This is a genomic window from Mycolicibacterium wolinskyi (genome assembly GCF_002101965.1).
GTDB classification, from domain to species: domain Bacteria; phylum Actinomycetota; class Actinomycetes; order Mycobacteriales; family Mycobacteriaceae; genus Mycobacterium; species Mycobacterium wolinskyi.
The window spans coordinates 154,632-171,879 of sequence record NZ_LQQA01000015.1; the positions used below are offsets into that span (position 1 = coordinate 154,632).

General features: G+C 65.9%; 18 protein-coding genes and 1 other RNA gene. 13 read left to right on the forward strand and 6 right to left on the reverse strand.

All coding sequences use genetic code 11. The features are described 5' to 3' along the window. Positions 1-12: 12 nt before the first annotated feature. Both AWC31_RS15135 and hisN read right to left on the reverse strand, forming a co-directional pair. A complete protein-coding gene (locus AWC31_RS15135) occupies positions 13-1,410 on the reverse strand; it encodes an acyl-CoA dehydrogenase family protein (protein WP_085144980.1) in 1,398 nt (465 codons plus the stop codon). Between the two features lie 185 nt (positions 1,411-1,595). Next, positions 1,596-2,378: a histidinol-phosphatase gene (gene hisN, locus AWC31_RS15140; RefSeq protein WP_085144981.1), complete on the reverse strand. Its 783-nt coding sequence runs from the start codon at positions 2,376-2,378 to the stop codon at positions 1,596-1,598. Positions 2,379-2,401: 23 nt separating this feature from the next. On the opposite strand from hisN, the gene AWC31_RS15145 reads away from it, so the two are divergent. Beyond that, on the forward strand, positions 2,402-2,755 hold the full coding sequence (locus AWC31_RS15145) for a hypothetical protein (RefSeq protein WP_067857411.1): 354 nt from the start codon (positions 2,402-2,404) through the stop codon (positions 2,753-2,755). Between the two features lie 74 nt (positions 2,756-2,829). Here the strand turns inward: AWC31_RS15145 and AWC31_RS15150 are convergent, their stop codons facing one another. Further along, positions 2,830-4,209 (reverse strand): FAD-dependent oxidoreductase, encoded by a 1,380-nt coding sequence (locus tag AWC31_RS15150; RefSeq protein WP_085144982.1) that lies wholly within the window; start codon positions 4,207-4,209, stop codon positions 2,830-2,832. A 154-nt stretch (positions 4,210-4,363) separates the two neighbouring features. On the opposite strand from AWC31_RS15150, the gene prfB reads away from it, so the two are divergent. From prfB to AWC31_RS15205, 11 genes are all read left to right on the forward strand, one after another. Beyond that, positions 4,364-5,470, forward strand: coding sequence for a peptide chain release factor 2 (gene prfB, locus AWC31_RS15155; RefSeq protein WP_067857417.1), 1,107 nt, complete (start codon positions 4,364-4,366; stop codon positions 5,468-5,470). After that, complete coding sequence (locus AWC31_RS15160; RefSeq protein WP_085144983.1) at positions 5,460-6,467, forward strand: mechanosensitive ion channel family protein; 1,008 nt, start codon at positions 5,460-5,462, stop codon at positions 6,465-6,467. The genes prfB and AWC31_RS15160 overlap by 11 nt, the downstream gene beginning before the upstream one ends. Beyond that, complete coding sequence (locus AWC31_RS15165; RefSeq protein ID WP_085144984.1) at positions 6,464-6,976, forward strand: Rv3103c family proline-rich protein; 513 nt, start codon at positions 6,464-6,466, stop codon at positions 6,974-6,976. The genes AWC31_RS15160 and AWC31_RS15165 overlap by 4 nt, the downstream gene beginning before the upstream one ends. A 45-nt stretch (positions 6,977-7,021) precedes the next feature. After that, on the forward strand, positions 7,022-7,711 hold the full coding sequence (gene ftsE, locus AWC31_RS15170; protein ID WP_067857426.1) for a cell division ATP-binding protein FtsE: 690 nt from the start codon (positions 7,022-7,024) through the stop codon (positions 7,709-7,711). Then, a complete protein-coding gene (gene ftsX, locus AWC31_RS15175) occupies positions 7,712-8,605 on the forward strand; it encodes a permease-like cell division protein FtsX (RefSeq protein ID WP_067857429.1) in 894 nt (297 codons plus the stop codon). 2 nt (positions 8,606-8,607) lie between these two features. Next, a complete protein-coding gene (gene smpB, locus AWC31_RS15180) occupies positions 8,608-9,093 on the forward strand; it encodes an SsrA-binding protein SmpB (RefSeq protein ID WP_067857432.1) in 486 nt (161 codons plus the stop codon). Positions 9,094-9,262: 169 nt separating this feature from the next. Then, positions 9,263-9,631: a transfer-messenger RNA gene (ssrA, locus tag AWC31_RS15185) on the forward strand. A gap of 223 nt (positions 9,632-9,854) precedes the next feature. Next, positions 9,855-10,709 carry a cutinase family protein gene (locus AWC31_RS15190; protein WP_067857436.1) on the forward strand — a complete coding sequence of 285 codons (855 nt, stop codon included), beginning with the start codon at positions 9,855-9,857 and terminating at the stop codon, positions 10,707-10,709. A 57-nt stretch (positions 10,710-10,766) separates the two neighbouring features. Further along, on the forward strand, positions 10,767-11,495 hold the full coding sequence (locus AWC31_RS15195) for a YwaF family protein (RefSeq protein ID WP_085145470.1): 729 nt from the start codon (positions 10,767-10,769) through the stop codon (positions 11,493-11,495). Positions 11,496-11,572: 77 nt separating this feature from the next. Beyond that, positions 11,573-12,244 carry an Ntn hydrolase family protein gene (locus tag AWC31_RS15200; RefSeq protein WP_234816864.1) on the forward strand — a complete coding sequence of 224 codons (672 nt, stop codon included), beginning with the start codon at positions 11,573-11,575 and terminating at the stop codon, positions 12,242-12,244. Positions 12,245-12,322: 78 nt separating this feature from the next. Beyond that, positions 12,323-13,297, forward strand: coding sequence for a YihY/virulence factor BrkB family protein (locus tag AWC31_RS15205; RefSeq protein ID WP_085145471.1), 975 nt, complete (start codon positions 12,323-12,325; stop codon positions 13,295-13,297). On the opposite strand, the gene AWC31_RS15210 is transcribed toward AWC31_RS15205, so the two are convergent. Further along, positions 13,294-14,250, reverse strand: coding sequence for a DNA polymerase domain-containing protein (locus tag AWC31_RS15210; protein WP_085144985.1), 957 nt, complete (start codon positions 14,248-14,250; stop codon positions 13,294-13,296). The genes AWC31_RS15205 and AWC31_RS15210 overlap by 4 nt on opposite strands. Before the next feature lie 596 nt (positions 14,251-14,846). On the opposite strand from AWC31_RS15210, the gene AWC31_RS15220 reads away from it, so the two are divergent. Beyond that, positions 14,847-16,298 carry a glycoside hydrolase family 183 protein gene (locus AWC31_RS15220; protein ID WP_110775101.1) on the forward strand — a complete coding sequence of 484 codons (1,452 nt, stop codon included), beginning with the start codon at positions 14,847-14,849 and terminating at the stop codon, positions 16,296-16,298. Here AWC31_RS15220 and AWC31_RS15225 read toward each other — a convergent pair. Continuing rightward, positions 16,270-16,932: a TetR/AcrR family transcriptional regulator gene (locus AWC31_RS15225; protein WP_085144986.1), complete on the reverse strand. Its 663-nt coding sequence runs from the start codon at positions 16,930-16,932 to the stop codon at positions 16,270-16,272. The genes AWC31_RS15220 and AWC31_RS15225 overlap by 29 nt on opposite strands. Continuing rightward, positions 16,929-17,168 (reverse strand): hypothetical protein, encoded by a 240-nt coding sequence (locus tag AWC31_RS15230; RefSeq protein ID WP_085144987.1) that lies wholly within the window; start codon positions 17,166-17,168, stop codon positions 16,929-16,931. The genes AWC31_RS15225 and AWC31_RS15230 overlap by 4 nt, the downstream gene beginning before the upstream one ends. Between the last annotated feature and the right edge of the window lie 80 nt (positions 17,169-17,248).

The window sequence follows — 17,248 nt, forward strand, 5'->3', positions numbered from 1 at the left end:
TTCGTCTTTCGCTTAGAGGACCACGACACCCTCGGCGACGCCGATGGCCCGCAGATCGCGGTACCAGCGCTCGACCGGGTGTTCCTTGGTGTAACCGTGACCGCCGAGGAGCTGCACGCCGTCCAGGCCGATCTGCATGCCCTTGTCCGTGCCGAACTTGCGGGCCAGCGCGGCCTCACGGGCGAACGGGAGGCCCTGCTCGGCGCGTGCGGCGCCGCGCCAGGTGATCAGCCGCAGGCCGTCGAGCTCGATGGCGATGTTGGCCGTCATGAACGCCACCGACTGGCGGTGGGCGATGGGCTCGCCGAAAGCCTGGCGTTCCTTGATGTAGGGGATCACGTAGTCGAGCACCGCGTGCGAGGTGCCGACCGCCAGCGCGGCCCAGCCCAGCCGTGACAGGGCGATGGCCTCGGAGTAGTCCTGATCGGACGCGCCGTCCTCGCCAAGCCGGGCGCTGAGCGGCACGGCCACATTGTCGAGCTCGACCTGGCCGAGTGCGGCGGCCCGGATCCCCATGCTCGGATCGGCCTTGACGGTCAAGCCCGCAGACGAGGCCTCGACGATGAACAACGCCGGCTTGCCGTTGAGTTGTGCTGCCACGATGAACAATTCGGCGTCGGCGGCGGCGGGCACCAGTGACTTGACGCCGGACAGCCGGTAGCCGCTCGGGGTTCGGACCGCGGTGGTCTTGAGTGCGGTGGGATCGAACAGGGCGTGCGGCTCGGCGATCGCCACGCAGGCTTGCGGGACGTTCTCGCCTGCGAACTCCTTGAGGTAGGTGGCCTGCTGATCGGCGCTGCCCCAGTGGGTCAGGGCGGACGCGACGCCGCCGGGTGCGAGGATCGGCAGCGCCAGCCCCATGTCGCCGTATGCGAGCGCCTCGGCGACCAGGGCGTTCGTCACCGTGCTGCGGTGCTCGGCGATGCCGTCGAAGTCCTCGGGGACGTTGACGGCGGTGATGCCGAGCTCGGCGGCCTTGGCGATCAGATCCGCCGGGTAGGCCGCGGCGTCGTCGGCGTCGTGGGCGGCAGGCCGCAGGATCTCCTCGGCGAACTCGCTGACGGTCTCGACGATCATCTTCTGGTCGTCGTCAGGCGTCAGATCGAACAGGTCGGCACTGCCCGCCTTGAGCCTGGTGGGCTCCTTGCCGAGCCCCTGGATCTTCTTGAACTGCCGGGTCGACGCGCCCGCGACTGAAAATACCTGCTTCACACCGTATTTCAGGCCGCGGTTGAGCGGGTCGCGCAGTCCGTAGCGATCCAGGAACTCCTGGCCGACGATGGGGGTGATCAGCGCCAACCCGATGTCGGTCGCTGTCCGCTTGTGCTTTTGCAGGCCCACGGCGCTTTGCTGGCCGGAGCGGGTGGGACGAGTTGCAGAGCCGTTCTTGGACGGCAGGGTGTTGGTCATGTCAGCTGCCTCTGGTGGTAGTGGCGACGCTTCTGACCGTATCTTACTCCGGAGTAAGATACGGTGGCGCTGTTACCAACCTCACAACTACCGACTGACAACACGGTGAGACTGCGCACGGGGTCGTGATCCCCGCCGAACCACAGCCCGGTGCGCAGTTTGAACGCGAAAACCCGCGTCGGCCGTCAGTCGGCGGACAGCCTGTCCAGCACGGCGCCGTGCAGCAGACCGTTGGTGGCCAGCGCACTGCCGCCGTGCGGGCCCGCCTGGCCGTCCATGCTCGTGAACGTGCCGCCGGCCTCGCGGATCAGGATGTCGAGCGGCGCGATGTCCCACAGCTTCACCTCGGGTTCGCACGCGATATCGACCGCGCCCTCGGCCACCATGCAGTACGACCAGAAGTCGCCGTAGGCCCGAACCCGCCACACCGCGTCGGTCAGATCGACGAAGCGCTGCCGACGGTCCTCCCACCCGGTCGTCAGGTCCGAGTACGACAGGCTCGCCGATTCCAGATCCTTGACGCCGGACACCGTCAGTTTGCGGGTCACGCCGCCGAACGAGCCGAACGCGCCCTCGCCCTGCCCGGCCCACCACCGGCGCGCCAGGGCAGGCGCGCTCACCACGCCGACCACGGGAACTCCGTCGGCGATGAGCGCGATCAGCGTGCACCACACCGGGACCCCGCGCACGAAGTTCTTGGTGCCGTCGATCGGATCGATGACCCACTGCCGGCCGCTGAAAGTCGTTGTACCGCCGAACTCTTCGCCGAACACCGCATCGTCGGGACGCGTCGCGGCCAACGCCTCGCGCAGCGCTTCCTCGGCGCCGCGATCGGCATCGGTGACCGGTGTGAGATCGGGTTTGGTCTCGACATGCAGATCCATCGCACCGAACCGGTCCATGGTGAGTGCGTCGGCCTGATCGGCCAGGGCCAGTGCCAATGTCATGTCATCTGCGACGGTCGTCATGGGAGCAGTCCTACCATGGCGGGGTGTGGGAATTCGGCATGCTCGTGTTGCTCGTCGGTGCGCTCGTGTTGCTGCTCGCGCCTCGGATCATGCGGCGCCGCGGAATCGGCGGTGAACTGGCGAACGGCACCTTGCTGGTGACGGGGGTGAGCCCGCGGCCGGACGCGACGGGGGAGCAGTTCGTCACCATCACCGGCGTCATCAACGGGCCGACCGTCCGAGAGCACGTCGTGTATCAGCAGATGGCGGTCGACGTGAACGAATGGCCCACGATGGGCTCACTCTTCCCGGTGGTGTACTCGCCGAAAAACCCCGACAAGTGGGCGTTCGCGCCGGCGGACCCGCCACCGGCACCACACGAACCGCCGCCCGTCTGACCGCGGAACTGCATTCCCGGTCGTTACCGGCGCCGCGCAACAGCCGTGACGTCAGTGTGGGCGTTCAGCGGCGTTCAGCCGTGCCCGATCCGCAACAACTCCGCCACACTCGCGAGCTTCACGCGCGGCCGGCCCGTCGGCTCCCCGGCGGCCCGCTCGTGCGAATCGATGAGCTTCCAATGGTCGCCGGTGACGAGTTTGGGCTGACGTTCCAACAGCCACGCGACGAGTTTCTCGTCGTGGTCGGGCCCGAAGTCGCGTAGCTCGCGGGAGTGCAGATCGTCGAGCAAGGTGTTGACGGTGTCCTGCGAGTCCTTCTTGTTGCTGCCGATCACGCCCGACGGACCGCGCTTGATCCAGCCGACCACGTACTCGTTGGCGCTGCCGTCGACACGGCCGTCGGTGTGGGGGATGGTGCCCGACCGTTCGTCGAACGGCAGGCCCGGAGTGGGCACACCGCGGTAGCCGACCGCACGGACCACCAACTGGACCGGCAACTCTTCGCGGTCGCCGGTGTCCTTGGCGACCACTCGTCCGTCGGCGTCGCGCACAAGTTCGTTGCGGCCCAACACGATCGATTCGACTCGCCCGTCACCCCGCAGTTCGATCGGCGAGGTGCGGAACCGGAACACGATGCGCCGCTTGGCGCCTCGCGGTTCTTGTTCGGCATAGCCCCGCAACACTTTGATGTTCTGTTTGACGGTCTTGCCCGCCGCTTCGAGGTCTTCGTCGGTGATGTCGGCGAAGTCGGCGGGGTCGAGGATGACGTCGACGTCGTCGAGCCCGTCGAGATCGTGCAGCTCACGCAACTCCAGCGTCGTGAACGTGGCCTGCAGGGGCCCACGACGCCCGACGACGACGACCTCCTCCATGCCCTGGGCGCCCAACGACTCCAGGGCGTGGTCGGCGATGTCGGTGTTGGCCAGCGCCTTCGGATCACTCACGAGGATGCGGGCCACGTCGAGGGCGACGTTGCCGTTGCCCACGACGACCGCGCGACCGCCCGACAAGTTCGGTGCCATCTCACCGAAATGCGGGTGGGCGTTGTACCAGCCGACGAAATCGACGGCCGCGACGCTGCCCGGCAAGTCCTCGCCCGGTATCTTCAGTGCGCGATCGGACTGTGCGCCCACCGCGTACACCACGGCGTCGTACTGCTCGGCCAGTTCGGCGGCCTGCACGTGCTCGCCGACGGCGATGTTGCCGAAGAAGCGGAACCGGGGATCGGCCGCCGTCTTCTCGAACTGGGCGCTGATCGACTTGATCTTGGGATGGTCGGGCGCGACCCCGGACCGCACCAGACCCCACGGGGTCGGCAGCATCTCAAGCATGTCGACGCGCACATCTCGGTCGGCGTCAGGGGATTCGGCAAACTTCAGCAGTGATGCGGCAGCAAAGAAACCCGAAGGTCCTGAGCCGACGATCGCCACGTGGTATGGGCGCATCTTGGGCATGTAGTGCCTTACTCATCAACGACAATCGCTCGCCCTGCCACGCGCAAGGGGCCGTCGCGACGCGGCAGGGCCGGGTACACCCCGATGCTAAACGCGGAGGCGTCGCCCTGCCGCCGGTCGGGAAGAACTGCCTCGACCGGTACCCTGAACCGTTGTGGATCCAGACCGTCAAGCCGATATCGCCGCACTCGACACCACTCTGACAACGGTGGAGCGGGTGCTCGACGTGGATGGTCTGCGCGGCCGGATCGAGAGGCTCGAGGCCGAAGCGTCGGACCCGAACCTGTGGGACGACCAGACCCGCGCGCAGAAGGTGACCAGTGAGCTGTCGCATGCGCAGGGCGAACTGCGCCGCGTCGAGGACCTGCGCAGCCGGCTCGACGACCTCCCGGTGCTCTATGAGCTGGCATCGGAAGAAGGCGGTGCGGACGAGCTCGCCGAGGCCGACGCCGAGCGCAAGAAGCTGCGCGAGGACATCGAGGCGATGGAAGTGCGCACGCTGCTGTCGGGGGAGTACGACGAACGCGAAGCCGTTGTCACCATCCGATCGGGTGCCGGCGGCGTCGACGCCGCCGACTGGGCCGAGATGTTGATGCGCATGTACATCCGCTGGGCCGAACAGCACAAGTACCCGGTCGAGGTGTTCGATACGTCGTACGCCGAAGAAGCGGGCATCAAGAGCGCGACCTTCGCGGTGCACGCGCCGTTCGCCTACGGCACACTCTCGGTCGAGCAGGGCACCCACCGGCTGGTGCGGATCAGCCCGTTCGACAACCAGAGCCGCCGCCAGACGTCGTTCGCCGATGTCGAGGTACTGCCGGTGGTGGAGACCACCGACCACATCGACATCCCGGAAACCGACGTGCGTGTCGACGTGTACCGCTCGTCGGGTCCGGGCGGGCAGTCGGTCAACACCACCGACTCCGCTGTTCGACTCACCCACATCCCGACCGGTATCGTGGTGACCTGCCAGAACGAGAAGTCGCAGCTGCAGAACAAGGTCTCGGCGATGCGGGTTCTCCAAGCAAAGTTGCTGGAGCGCAAGCGCTTAGAAGAACGTGCAGAGCTCGACGCGTTGAAGGGCGACGGCGGCAGTTCCTGGGGCAACCAGATGCGCTCCTACGTTTTGCATCCGTACCAGATGGTGAAGGACTTGCGCACCGAGTTCGAGGTCGGCAACCCGGCAGCGGTACTCGACGGAGACATCGACGGATTCCTGGAGGCAGGGATCAGATGGCGCAACAGAAAAGATGACGATTAATACTCTGGCCTCCGACTGGGCCGCCACCACGCTCGCCTTCCCCATGGCCGAACGCTGGCACGACTTCTGGCACGGCGAGATCGGCGCCTGGATCCTGACCAAGGGTCTGCGGATCGCACTGCTGCTCATCGGTGCGTTGCTCGCCGCCCGCTTCATCAACTGGGCGGCGCAGCGGGTCGTGCGGCGCATCGACGCGGAGTATGAGGAAAGCGATCAGCTGGTGCGCTCGGAGAGCGCCAAGCACCGGCAAGCCCTCGCATCGGTGATCTCGTGGGTGTCGGTCGCGTTGTTGTTCGTCATCGTGCTGGTCGAGGTGACCGACGTGCTGGCGGTGCCGATCGCCTCACTGGTCGCGCCCGCGGCGGTGCTCGGCGCCGCCCTCGGTTTCGGTGCGCAACGCATCGTCCAGGATCTGCTCGCCGGGTTCTTCATCATCACCGAGAAGCAGTACGGCTTCGGTGACCTGGTCAGGTTGACGATCGGGGCGGCCAACGAAGCCGAGGGCACCGTCGAGGACGTCACTCTGCGCGTCACCAAGCTGCGCTCGTCCGAAGGGGAGATGTACACCGTCCCCAACGGCCAGATCGTCAAGGCACTGAACCTGTCCAAGGACTGGGCGCGGTCGGTCGTCGACATCCCGGTGCCGGTGGGCGCCGATCTCAACCTCGTCAACGACGTGCTCAACGAGGTCGCGGAGAAGGCCGCCGAGGACCGTGAGCTGTCGAAGCTGGTGTTGGACAAGCCGCAGCTGATGGGTGTCGAGAGCATCGGCGTCGACACCGTGAACCTGCGGATGGTCGCACGCACGCTGCCCGGCAAACAGTTCGAGGTGGGCAGGCGGCTGCGCGTGCGGGTCGTGCGGGCCCTGCGCCGGGCGGGCATCGTGACCGCGTCCGACGGTTCTGTCGCCGCCGCGGGCGACATCGTGCATCCGGTCGCCGTCGCCGAGGTGCAGAAAGCTGCACCACCGGCCGCGTCCGAGGAGCAGAAGAAGTGAAGTTCGACCTGAGTGCGGTCACCAACGGAGCCGCGCGCCTGTGGCGCAGCCGCCTCGGCAGGCTGCGGACGTCCACGCTCGTCCTGATCGTGGCGTTCGTCGCGCTGTCGTGGGTGCAGCAGAACTATGCGCCCAAGCCGGCGAGCACCGAGTCGCCCGCGACGCAGGTCGTTCCGCCCGGATTCGTGCCCGACCCGGATTACACGTGGGTGCCGCGCACGAACGTCGCGCCGCCGCGCACCACCACGTCGACGACGACTCCGACGACGACACCGGAAACCACCACGACGACCGAGGAGACACCCACCACGACGTCGCCGACGGAGACCACGAGCCCGACAAGCCCGACGACCACAACACCAGGGCCGCAGACCACGGTAGTCGACCCCGACGGACCCGGCCTGCTGCCGCCGATCACGCTGCCGGTTTTCCCTGGCCCCGCGCCGCAGACGCCCGCGGGCCAGCCGCAAATCGCCGACGAACCGGTGGCACCGGCAGCGCCGCGGTAGCTTGGCTCGCTCTATTAGTTCGCACCGCTACACTGGCGTGCCGTGATGATCACCCTCGACCACGTGACGAAGCAGTACAAGTCTTCGGCGCGCCCAGCACTCGACGATGTCTCGTTGAAGATCGACAAGGGTGAGTTCGTCTTCCTCATCGGCCCGTCGGGGTCGGGCAAGTCGACGTTCATGCGGCTGCTGCTGGCGGCCGAGCATCCGACGGCCGGCGACATCCGGGTGTCGAAGTTCCACGTCAACAAGCTGCGCGACCGGCACATCCCGAGCCTGCGTCAGGTGATCGGGTGTGTGTTCCAGGACTTCCGGTTGCTGCAGCAGAAGACGGTGTTCGAGAACGTGGCGTTCGCCCTCGAGGTGATCGGCAAGCGTTCCGACGTCATCAACCGGGTCGTGCCGGACGTGTTGGAGATGGTCGGCTTGTCCGGCAAGGCCAACCGCCTGCCCAGCGAGCTCTCCGGTGGTGAGCAGCAGCGTGTGGCGATCGCCCGGGCGTTCGTCAACCGCCCGCTCGTGCTGATCGCCGACGAGCCCACCGGCAACCTGGACCCCGAGACCAGCAAGGACATCATGGATCTGCTTGAGCGGATCAACCGCACCGGGACAACGGTGCTGATGGCCACCCACGACCATCACATCGTCGACTCCATGCGGCAGCGGGTCGTCGAACTCGAACTCGGCCGGCTGATTCGTGATGAGCAGCGCGGTGTCTACGGAATGGATCGCTAAGTGCGCTTCGGCTTTCTCGTCAATGAAGTTCTGACCGGGCTTCGTCGCAACGTCACCATGACGGTCGCGATGATCTTGACCACGGCGATCTCCATCGGCCTGTTCGGCGGTGGTCTGCTGGTGGTGCGGCTCGCCGACCAGTCGCGCGACATCTATCTGGACCGGGTCGAGAGTCAGGTGTTCCTGACCGACGACATCTCGGCCAACGACGCCACGTGCGACTCGGACGCGTGCAAGGCGCTGTACCGCGAGATCGACGACCGTGACGACGTGAGGTCGCTGCGGTTCCTCAACCGCGAGCAGGCCTACGACGATGCGATCAAGAAGTTCCCGCAGTACAAGGACGTCGCAGGCAAGGACGCGTTCCCGGCCTCGTTCATCGTCAAGCTGAATGACCCCGAGCAGCACGAGGCGTTCGACAAGGCGATGGTCGGGCAGCCCGGCGTGCTCAACGTGCTCAACCAGAAGGACCTGATCGACCGGTTGTTCGCGGTGCTCGACGGCCTCAGTAGCGCGGCGTTCGCCGTCGCGCTCGTGCAGGCGATCGGCGCGGTGCTGCTGATCGCCAACATGGTCCAAGTCGCGGCCTACACGCGCCGAACCGAGATCGGCATCATGCGGCTGGTCGGCGCGACCAGGTGGTACACCCAGCTACCGTTCCTCGTGGAGGCGATGCTCGCGGCCCTGATCGGTGTCGTCATCGCCGTCGTGGGATTGATCGTGGTGCGGGCGGTGTTCCTGGAGAAGGCGCTCGACCAGTTCTATCAAGCGAATCTGATCGCCAGAATCGACTACGCCGACATCCTCTATATCTCGCCGATACTGTTGTTCGTCGGCGTGGCAATGGCCGGTGTCACCGCGTATGTCACCCTGAGGCTTTACGTACGAAGGTAATTGTGACCAAGAAGTCCAGCCCCGCCGGCAACAAACAGATTGTGGCAAGCAATCGCAAGGCGCGGCACAACTACACCATTCTCGACACCTACGAGGCCGGCATCGCCCTGATGGGCACCGAGGTGAAGAGCCTGCGCGAGGGCCAGGCATCGCTCGCCGACGCGTTCGCGACCGTCGACGACGGCGAGATCTGGCTGCGCAATGTCCACATCGCCGAGTATCACCACGGCACCTGGACCAACCACGCGCCGCGGCGCAACCGCAAACTCCTGCTGCACCGCAAACAGATCGACAACCTCATCGGCAAAATCCGCGACGGCAACCTCACCTTGGTGCCGCTGTCGATGTACTTCTCCGACGGCAAGGTCAAGGTCGAGCTCGCGCTGGCCCGCGGTAAACAAGCCCACGACAAACGCCACGACATGGCCAAACGCGACGCCGAACGGGAAGTGATCCGCGAACTCGGCCGCCGCGCGAAAGGGATGTAACCCCGCCACCCCGCACCGCGAGCGACCGTGTCTGTACGCCGACACGCCGTCAATCCTCGGCATTTTGCGGTCACTCACCGGCCGCGAGCGACACGGAATAATCACTTGGCATTCCCGGTTGAGACTGGCGTACCATTGATTGTCCTGCCGAAAGTCGGCAGGGATGCGAGGGGCTGATCGGTTTCGACTTCGCGCATCGAATCAAGGGAAGCGTGCCGGTGCAGGCAAGAGACCACCGTAAGCGTCGTTGCAACCAATTAAGCGCCGATTCCAATCAGCGCGACTACGCCCTCGCTGCCTAAGCGACGGCTGGTCTGTCAGACCGGGAGCGCCCTCGGCCCGGACCCTGGCATCAGCTAGAGGGACCCACCCACGGGTTCGGTCGCGGAACCCGTGGGGACATCAAACAGCGACTGGGATCGTCATCTCGGCTTGTTCGCGTGACCGGGAGATCCGAGTAGAGGCATAGCGAACTGCGCACGGAGAAGCCTCGAGGACATGCCGTAGGACCCGGGTTCAATTCCCGGCAGCTCCACCGAGAAGATGCAGGTCAGGGACACAGTCCCTGATCTGTTTTCTTTTGTCCTCCCCGCCCGGTGCGGGGCAGGGCGAGACACCGCAAAGCATCCACAGCCATCGTTGCTGGAAACACGTTAGATTGAGACGTGTTTTCTCGCCGCTTACACAGCCCCCGGTCGGGCAGTACGCGGTCAAGTGGTCGCTGGGTCGGGCTTGGCGCTACTGCACTTTTCGCCGCGGGCATGCTGCTCGTGGCACCGAGCACGCCGCAGGCGTCTGCCGCCGACTGCGCCGACGCGGAGGTCATCTTCGCGCGCGGCACGGATGAGCCGCCGGGTCTCGGCCGTGTCGGCGCTGCCTTCGTCGATTCCCTGCGTAAGCAGACCGCCGGCATGGACATCGACACGTACGCGGTCGACTACAAGGCCGGCAAGCTGCAGCTGAGCGGTGGTGACGGCGCGAAAGACGCGATCTCCCACATCAAGTCCACGGTGTCGTCCTGCCCTGACACCAAGATCGTGTTGGGCGGCTACTCGCAGGGTGCGAGCGTGATCAACATCGTCGCCGGCAACCAACTGGGCGGCATCACGTGGGCCGATCCTCTTCCGGCCCAGTACGCGACCAACGTTGCGGCGGTCGCGACCTTCGGTGACGTGGCCACCCGCACGGGGGAATCGCTGGCGAGCCGAAGCACGCTGCTCAGCTCCAAGGCGATCGACCTGTGCAACCCCAATGACCCGATCTGCCACGCCGGTCCGGGCAACGAGTGGAGCGGACACACCGACGGGTACGTTCCCGTATACACCACCCAGGCAGCGGTTTTCGTTGCGGCCAAGTTGCTCGCCGGGTTCGGACAGACGCTGCCCGGGTATGGGCCGGACCTCGGGTACGGCCCGGCGAGCCCCGCGTACGGACCGCCGACGGGATACGGCCCCGGGACGCCGGGGTACGACCCGAACACGACGCTGCACGGCCCGCCGCCGGGGTACGTTCCGGAGACACCGGGATACGGCCTGCAGCCACCCGGGTCTGTCCCGTCGACAACCGCGCCTGCGACGCCGTCTCCGGAAGTCGGATTGGTCTCCGCGGTTCGCTGACGCGGCGGCCGCCGTCAAACAGCGGCAGAGGCGCGGACGACACAGGAAGTGATCGAACTGATCTCGGCGGAACGGGAATTCACGGCGTACGGCCCATCGCATTTGGTCGTGCTCGCAATATTCGCGATCGGCGCGGCGTTGCTGGTCTGGTTCGGACGTCGGCAGACCGATTCGCAAGCCCGGCTGTTCGGCCGCGTCCTGGCGGTGTTGATTGTCGTGGCGTTCGGCGTGGCGCTGGTCTACAAACTGATCCGGCCGAATCTCGAGACGTCGATACCGCTGCAGCTGTGCGATATCGCGGAACTTATGGCGGCCTATGCGTTGTGGTCGCGGCGGCAATGGGCGTTTGTGCTCACCTATTACTGGGGCCTCGTGCTGAGCTCGCAGGCGCTGCTCACACCGGACGTGGGCACGCCGGAGGAAGGTGCACCGGATTTCCCCCACCATCTGTTCCTGACGTTCTTCACGCTGCACGTCCTCGTCGTCTGGGCGGCCATCTATCTCACGTGGGGCAGGCGGATGCGCCCGACGTGGGTCCACTATCGCTTCGCGGTGGTCGTGACCCTGGCGTGGGTGGCCTTCACCTTCACGTTCAACGCCATCACCGGAACCAACTACGGCTACCTCAACAGAAAGCCACCAACGGCGTCCATCCTCGACGTGCTGGGCCCGTGGCCGATCTACCTGCTGAGCGAGGTCGCGGTCGTGCTCGTCGTGTGGGCGCTGATGACCTGGCCGTGGGAGCGGATGCGTCGGCACTCCGAGAAGAGTGCGACCGCGGTCTGAGCCCCTTTGGCTTTCTCAGCGCCAAGGCCACCCAAGCGTGGAACCATCGCAACGGTGACCGTGGTTCTTGCATTGCGTTGTGCCGACGGAGTCGTGATGGGCTCGGATGGCTCACCGACCCGGGCCGCGGCCTGAGCTATCCCGCGCAGAAGCTACATCCGTTGGGCAAGCGCGCGGCTTGGGGCGGCAGTGGGTCGCGCGCCGTCCTCTACGATCTGGAGCGCATTTTCAGCGCCGAGCCCGATGCCATCCTGGAGGCCGACGACGTCGGCCGGGCCCTACAGCAGCGCACCGTGCCGGTGCTCAAGCACCACTACGAGAACTTCATCGAAGACGTGCCCGCCGCGAAGTCCGCGGGCGCGACGCCGTCCACCTATGTGCTCGCGGCAGGCTTCACGGCCGACCGGCCTTTCATCGTCGATATCGACCCGCACGGTCTGATCGGGCATCACGAGGAGACCGGCTTTCAAGCCGTCGGTAGCGGAGCGCCGATGGCGCAGCAGGCGTACGCGCTGCTCGCGAACTTCCGGATGATCGAACGCGGCGTCGATTACGGCTTGGTCGCGGCTCTGCGGGTGCTCGATGCACTGGACGCGTCGTCGCCCAGTGTCGGCGGCCCTATGGACCTTTGCCGAATCACCGCCGACGAGGCCCGCCACCTCGATCCCGAAGCAATCAACGATGTCCGCGACCTGGTCGGCCGCTGGTTCAAGCTCGAGGAACACGCCCTCGACACGTTGTTCGACTGAACCACGATTCCCGTTTGCGCGGCCTGGGTATTCCAGCCACGTGCGGACCTTGCCGCACGTCGTGCGGTGGGGTTCATCATGGTGGGTTGGCTCGATCGACTGCAGCGGCGGAGCCGCGTCGCCGGCTTCCTGATCGCCGTCGTGTACAAGTACGTCGACGACCAAGGTAGCTACCTGGCCGCGCTCATCACGTATTACGCGTTCGTATCGCTGTTTCCGGCACTGCTGCTGCTGACCACCGTGTTGGGCGTCGTGCTGGTGGGCCGTCCCGATCTGCAGGAGCAGATCCTGCAATCGGCCGTCGCGCAATTCCCGGTCATAGGTGACCAACTCGGGCAACCCCAAGGGCTCAGTGGCGGGACGATCGGGGTGGTCATCGGCATCGCGGGCGCGCTGTACGGCGGTCTCGGCGTCGGGCAGGCCGTGCAGAACGCGATGGACACGCTGTGGGCGGTGCCGCGCAACAACAGACGCGATCCGATCCGGGCGCGGCTGCTCAGCTTCCTCCTGCTTCTGGTCCTCGGCACAGCGCTGATAGCGACGACGATTCTCGCGGCCGTCGGGCGCGCGTCGGCGTCGTTCGGAATCGCCGGACGCGTGGGCATCGTTGTGGTCTCGGTACTGATCAACGCCGGCGTGTGCCTCATCGTCTTCCGGTTCGCGACGGCAAGGACTGTGACGTTCCGGCAAGCCGCGCCGGGTGCCTTTCTGGCAGCGGTCATCTGGCAGCTTCTGCAGTGGTTCGGTGCCGTTTACGTCGCGCAGATCATCAAGACGTCGAGCGCCACCAACAGTGTGTTCGCACTTGTGCTCGGCCTGTTGGCGTTCCTGTACCTCGTCGCGACGACGTTGCTGCTGTGCGCCGAAGCGAATGTGGTGGCCGCCGACCACTTGTATCCACGTGCGCTGCTGACTCCGTTCACGGACAACGTGAAGCTGACCCGCGGTGACCGCAAGACTTACACAGGTCAGGCTAAAGCGCAGCGCGCCAAAGGGTTTCAGCGTATCGACGTCAGCTTCGACGATCGCCGGCCCAAAGACGGGGGAAGCTAGTCTTGCGCACGGCGAGCGCGGGCGCGGCGTTTGCCCTCGTGCATGGCGGCGACTCGGGCCACCGGGATGGTGTGGCCTTGTTTGATGAGATCGCTCGGCAGCCGCTGGGGCGCGGGCATCGAGTCCCACCACGACGGCCGGCCCGCCAGCGCGTCGAGCGCGGTGTGAACCGTGAAATCAGTTGGCTTGACGTGCTTTAATTCCGCCCACTCCACCGGGAACGAAACCGGCAGGCCTGGGCGCAGGCGGGGACTGTAGGCCGCGGCGACGGTCGCGCCACCGGACCGCGTCGAATCCACGAACACCTTTCCATGCCGGTCCTCGACGATGAATGCCGTTGTCGCGATGGACGGGTCGAGCGCCTCGGTCCGGGCGGCAAGTGCGCGGGTGGCCGCGGCGACGTCGTCGACGGGGGAGCCGGCGTCGATCGGCACGAACACATGCAAGCCGCGTGATCCGCTCGTCTTGACCGCGCCTGCCAAACCACAATCCGCGAGCGCCTGCCGCACCAGGTACGCGACGGCGACGACTCCGGAGAAGTCTCCTCCGGCAGGCGGGTCGAGATCGAGCACAAGATGAGTTGGCCGGTAGATGTCGTCGGCAAGGCCGAGCGCGGGGTGATATTCGACGGCGCGCTGATTGGCGAGCCACAGCAGTGTGCGTCGGTCGTTGCACACCGCGTAGTGGATCTCGCGTTTGGACGCCTCGGCCCAGATCGGAACTCGTGGCACCCACTCCGGGGTGTATTTCGGAATGTTCTTCTGAATGAAAGGTTTTTGCCCACGCAAGATTCTGAGCACCGTGAGTGGGCGGTCGGCGAGGACCGGCAGCAGATGCTCGGCGACGCCGTCCAGGTAATCCACCAGATCCCGCTTGGTGGCCCCGGCATCCGGCGCCAGCGGTTCGTCCAGATTCGTCAGGCTCACCCCGGCGCGCTGCTCTCCGACGCTCATGATGCAACCCTACGGATTCGAAACACCGCCGGGCACAGACCGATCTGGCGCCCAACGTTGGCTTGTGTGCGAGATTTCGCTGAAATGTCGCACACAAGCCAACGCTCGCGGGTCAACGCAGGCTCTTGATCGACAGCTGAAACTGCCCGCTTGCGAATGCAAATCGTGCGCAAGCGGGCAGTGCCCATATAGGCGTCGTGAACCCGCGCGCCGGCCACGGCAGTGCATGGTCACGCGCGGATAGCGTCCTGGATCAGGCGGTTACTTGTCTTTGCGTCCAGGGCGTGGCGGTGGCGGCGGCTGTGCCTTGGTGGTCGGCGAGAACTTGCCGCCCTTCTTCGGGTCGTACGTTCCTTTCTCGGCCATGGTGACCTCCTTTTCGTTCGACCAACTTCCACGCTAGCGAAGGATTCGAGACCCGGTTGCGGAACGGTTGATTGCACACGCGACACGCCGACCATGACTTATCCGGTTGCGACACGATCACGGATACATCTCTATCAATGCATCACTGGGCACAGCAGCCTCTTTGATCACTATCGTCACACCTGCTAACTGTTGACGTCTCTGCGGCGTCCCCTCTGGGAAGGTGTGACATGTCGCGACGTCCTCCACTCACCTCCAAGTCGGTGGCGACGGCGGCTGCCATCGGACTGACGGTCGCGATCGGCGTTGCCGCGCCGGCCGCCGCCGAACCGTGCACCGGTGCCGCCGCGGCGGTGCAACCGCCGGCGGCACCGAACGCCGCCGCCACCCCGGCCTTGCCCGGTGGTCTGCCGCGCGGACACCGGCCCGCCGGTGCGAACGAAGCAGCGCCGTTGCCCAGGCTGGGACAGCTGTCGCGGGCGCTACTCAATGCGCTGTCGCCGCGTTCCGCGCCGGTGCGCCAGCAAGCGCAAGTGCTACCGCCACAGCCGGTTCCGCAACCGCAGCCTGGCGTTCAGAACACTCAACCGGTGCCGAACGTCGCTCAGCCTGCGCCCAATCCGGCTCCCGCACCGCCATCGCCGCCCGGTACGACACTTGTCGGCTGGGTCACCGGACCGGAGAGCCCGAACGACACGGTCAAACGCTTCGCGATCACGGGCACCGATCTCGGGATCATGTGGGACAACGGCGATCCCAATGCCCATCAGGTACTGATGGCCTTCGGCGACACCTACGGGTATTGCAGTGTCCGCGGCCAGCAATGGCGCTACAACGTGCTCTTCCGCAGCCAGGACGGTGCGTTGTCGAAAACCATCAGCGTGCCCAACGGCGCTGCGGCCAACAAGTATTCGGGCTCGCCGGTGTGGGGTCCTGGCCTGTCCAAGCAGATCATCAACAGCACGAAGTGGGCGGCGACCGAGAAGGGGATCATTCCGACCGCCGGCGTCGCCGTCGGAACGACGCAGTACCTCAACTTCATGTCGATCAGGAACTGGGACAGCGACGGTCGGTGGACCACGAACTACTCGGCGATCGCCGTCTCCCCGGACAACGGTGAGAACTGGGGCGTCTATCCCGGTACGGTTCGCACGCCGGCGGACGGCAGCGTCGCGGGTGCGCGGTATGTGCGGGGCAACGAGAACTTCCAGCAGGGCGCGTTCCTGAAGCCGGGACCGGGTGATCCGTACCTCTATACGTTCGGGACACCTTCGGGGCGCGGCGGTGCGGCCTACATCGCGCGGGTGCTGCCAGGTTATGTGCCCGACTTGACGAAGTACGAGTACTTCAACGCTCCGTCGAACTCCTGGGTCCCTCGGGATCCAGGCGCTGCGACACCGGTGATACCGGGCCCAGTCAGTGAGATGTCGGCCCAGTACAACACGTATCTGAAGCAATACCTGGTGCTCTACGGCAACGGTGCCAACGACGTCGTGATGCGGACCGCGCCGACCCCGCAAGGCCCGTGGAGCCCTGAGCAACTGCTCATTCCGTCGTCGCAGTACCCGGGCGGGATCTACGCACCGTTCCTGCACCCGTGGTCGACCGGCAAGGAGCTGTACTACAACCTGTCGCTCTGGTCGGCCTACAACGTCATGTTGATGAAGACCGTCCTGCCTTGACGATTCGCTGACCGCGCAGCGACACGAGCAGGGCGTCGAGCCCGTATTCGAACACCGCGTCGTAGTCGGTCGGCGACTGCAGCGCTTCGACAAGTTCCTGATCGGGCCACTCCGCGGTCCACAAGGAAGGATCCTCTTCCTGGTGCGCGGGCCCGCGAACGGCCGAGAACTGCATGACCGCAGAGGAAATCACGTGCACCTCGACGGCGCGCAGCGCGAGCGCCGCATCGGTTCCCGAGATCCCGAGTTCGGCGAGCTGGGCCGCCAGACGTTGCTGGACCGGCAGGAACAACGTGGGTGTGCGGTCGCGTTCGTGGGCGAGTGCGAGAAGGTGCTGGCGTTCGATCAGCAACCTGCGCTGAGTTCTCGCGAGTGAGGCGATGCGCTCCAGCGGCCCGGTGCCGTCCATGGGCAGATTGGCCATCTCACCGAGCAGACGATCGACCAGGCTGTCGAACAGTTTGTCGCGTCCCCCGACATGCCAGTAGATCGACGTGACGGCAACGCCCAAGCGTTCGGCCAGGCCGCGCATCGAAAACCCGGCCACGCCATCGCGTTCGATGAGCACCGCGGCGGTGTCGAGGATGAGCTCGGCGTCGACGGTGTTCGGGCCGGCCTTCCGTTTTCCGCTCATGTACCCGTCCCGGTGGGGAGTGCGTCCTTCGGCGGTTGGAGATATCGCTCAAGGTTGCGGTGCACGTTGATGATTCGCCGTTCCTCGCCGGACAACACGAGGTGGGTGAAACCGGGCGCGGGGGAGTAGTAGCGCTCGGCCGGTATCAGGGTGGGCCGCTCGGGTGGGATGCCGATCGCGTCCTCGCGCCGAGGGCGAGCCGCCTGGCTGACGCTCTCATCGGTGTGCATCGCCATGGGAACTCCTCCATGAGATGGGATCAAAGTCGGCGCGGGCGTTCTGTAACGGTGTTACATTGCCACCGTAGCGGCCGGCA

What these genes read in the sequence shown, in the direction of transcription:
- AWC31_RS15135 (WP_085144980.1), bottom strand. Translation starts at nt 1,410, where the DNA reads ATGACCAACACCCTGCCGTCCAAGAACGGCTCTGCAACTCGTCCCACC.
- hisN (WP_085144981.1), bottom strand. Translation starts at nt 2,378, where the DNA reads ATGACGACCGTCGCAGATGACATGACATTGGCACTGGCCCTGGCCGAT.
- AWC31_RS15150 (WP_085144982.1), bottom strand. Translation starts at nt 4,209, where the DNA reads ATGCCCAAGATGCGCCCATACCACGTGGCGATCGTCGGCTCAGGACCT.
- AWC31_RS15160 (WP_085144983.1), top strand. Translation starts at nt 5,460, where the DNA reads ATGACGATTAATACTCTGGCCTCCGACTGGGCCGCCACCACGCTCGCC.
- ftsE (WP_067857426.1), top strand. Translation starts at nt 7,022, where the DNA reads ATGATCACCCTCGACCACGTGACGAAGCAGTACAAGTCTTCGGCGCGC.
- AWC31_RS15190 (WP_067857436.1), top strand. Translation starts at nt 9,855, where the DNA reads ATGCTGCTCGTGGCACCGAGCACGCCGCAGGCGTCTGCCGCCGACTGC.
- AWC31_RS15205 (WP_085145471.1), top strand. Translation starts at nt 12,323, where the DNA reads ATGGTGGGTTGGCTCGATCGACTGCAGCGGCGGAGCCGCGTCGCCGGC.
- AWC31_RS15210 (WP_085144985.1), bottom strand. Translation starts at nt 14,250, where the DNA reads ATGAGCGTCGGAGAGCAGCGCGCCGGGGTGAGCCTGACGAATCTGGAC.
- AWC31_RS15220 (WP_110775101.1), top strand. Translation starts at nt 14,847, where the DNA reads ATGTCGCGACGTCCTCCACTCACCTCCAAGTCGGTGGCGACGGCGGCT.
- AWC31_RS15225 (WP_085144986.1), bottom strand. Translation starts at nt 16,932, where the DNA reads ATGAGCGGAAAACGGAAGGCCGGCCCGAACACCGTCGACGCCGAGCTC.
- AWC31_RS15230 (WP_085144987.1), bottom strand. Translation starts at nt 17,168, where the DNA reads ATGGCGATGCACACCGATGAGAGCGTCAGCCAGGCGGCTCGCCCTCGG.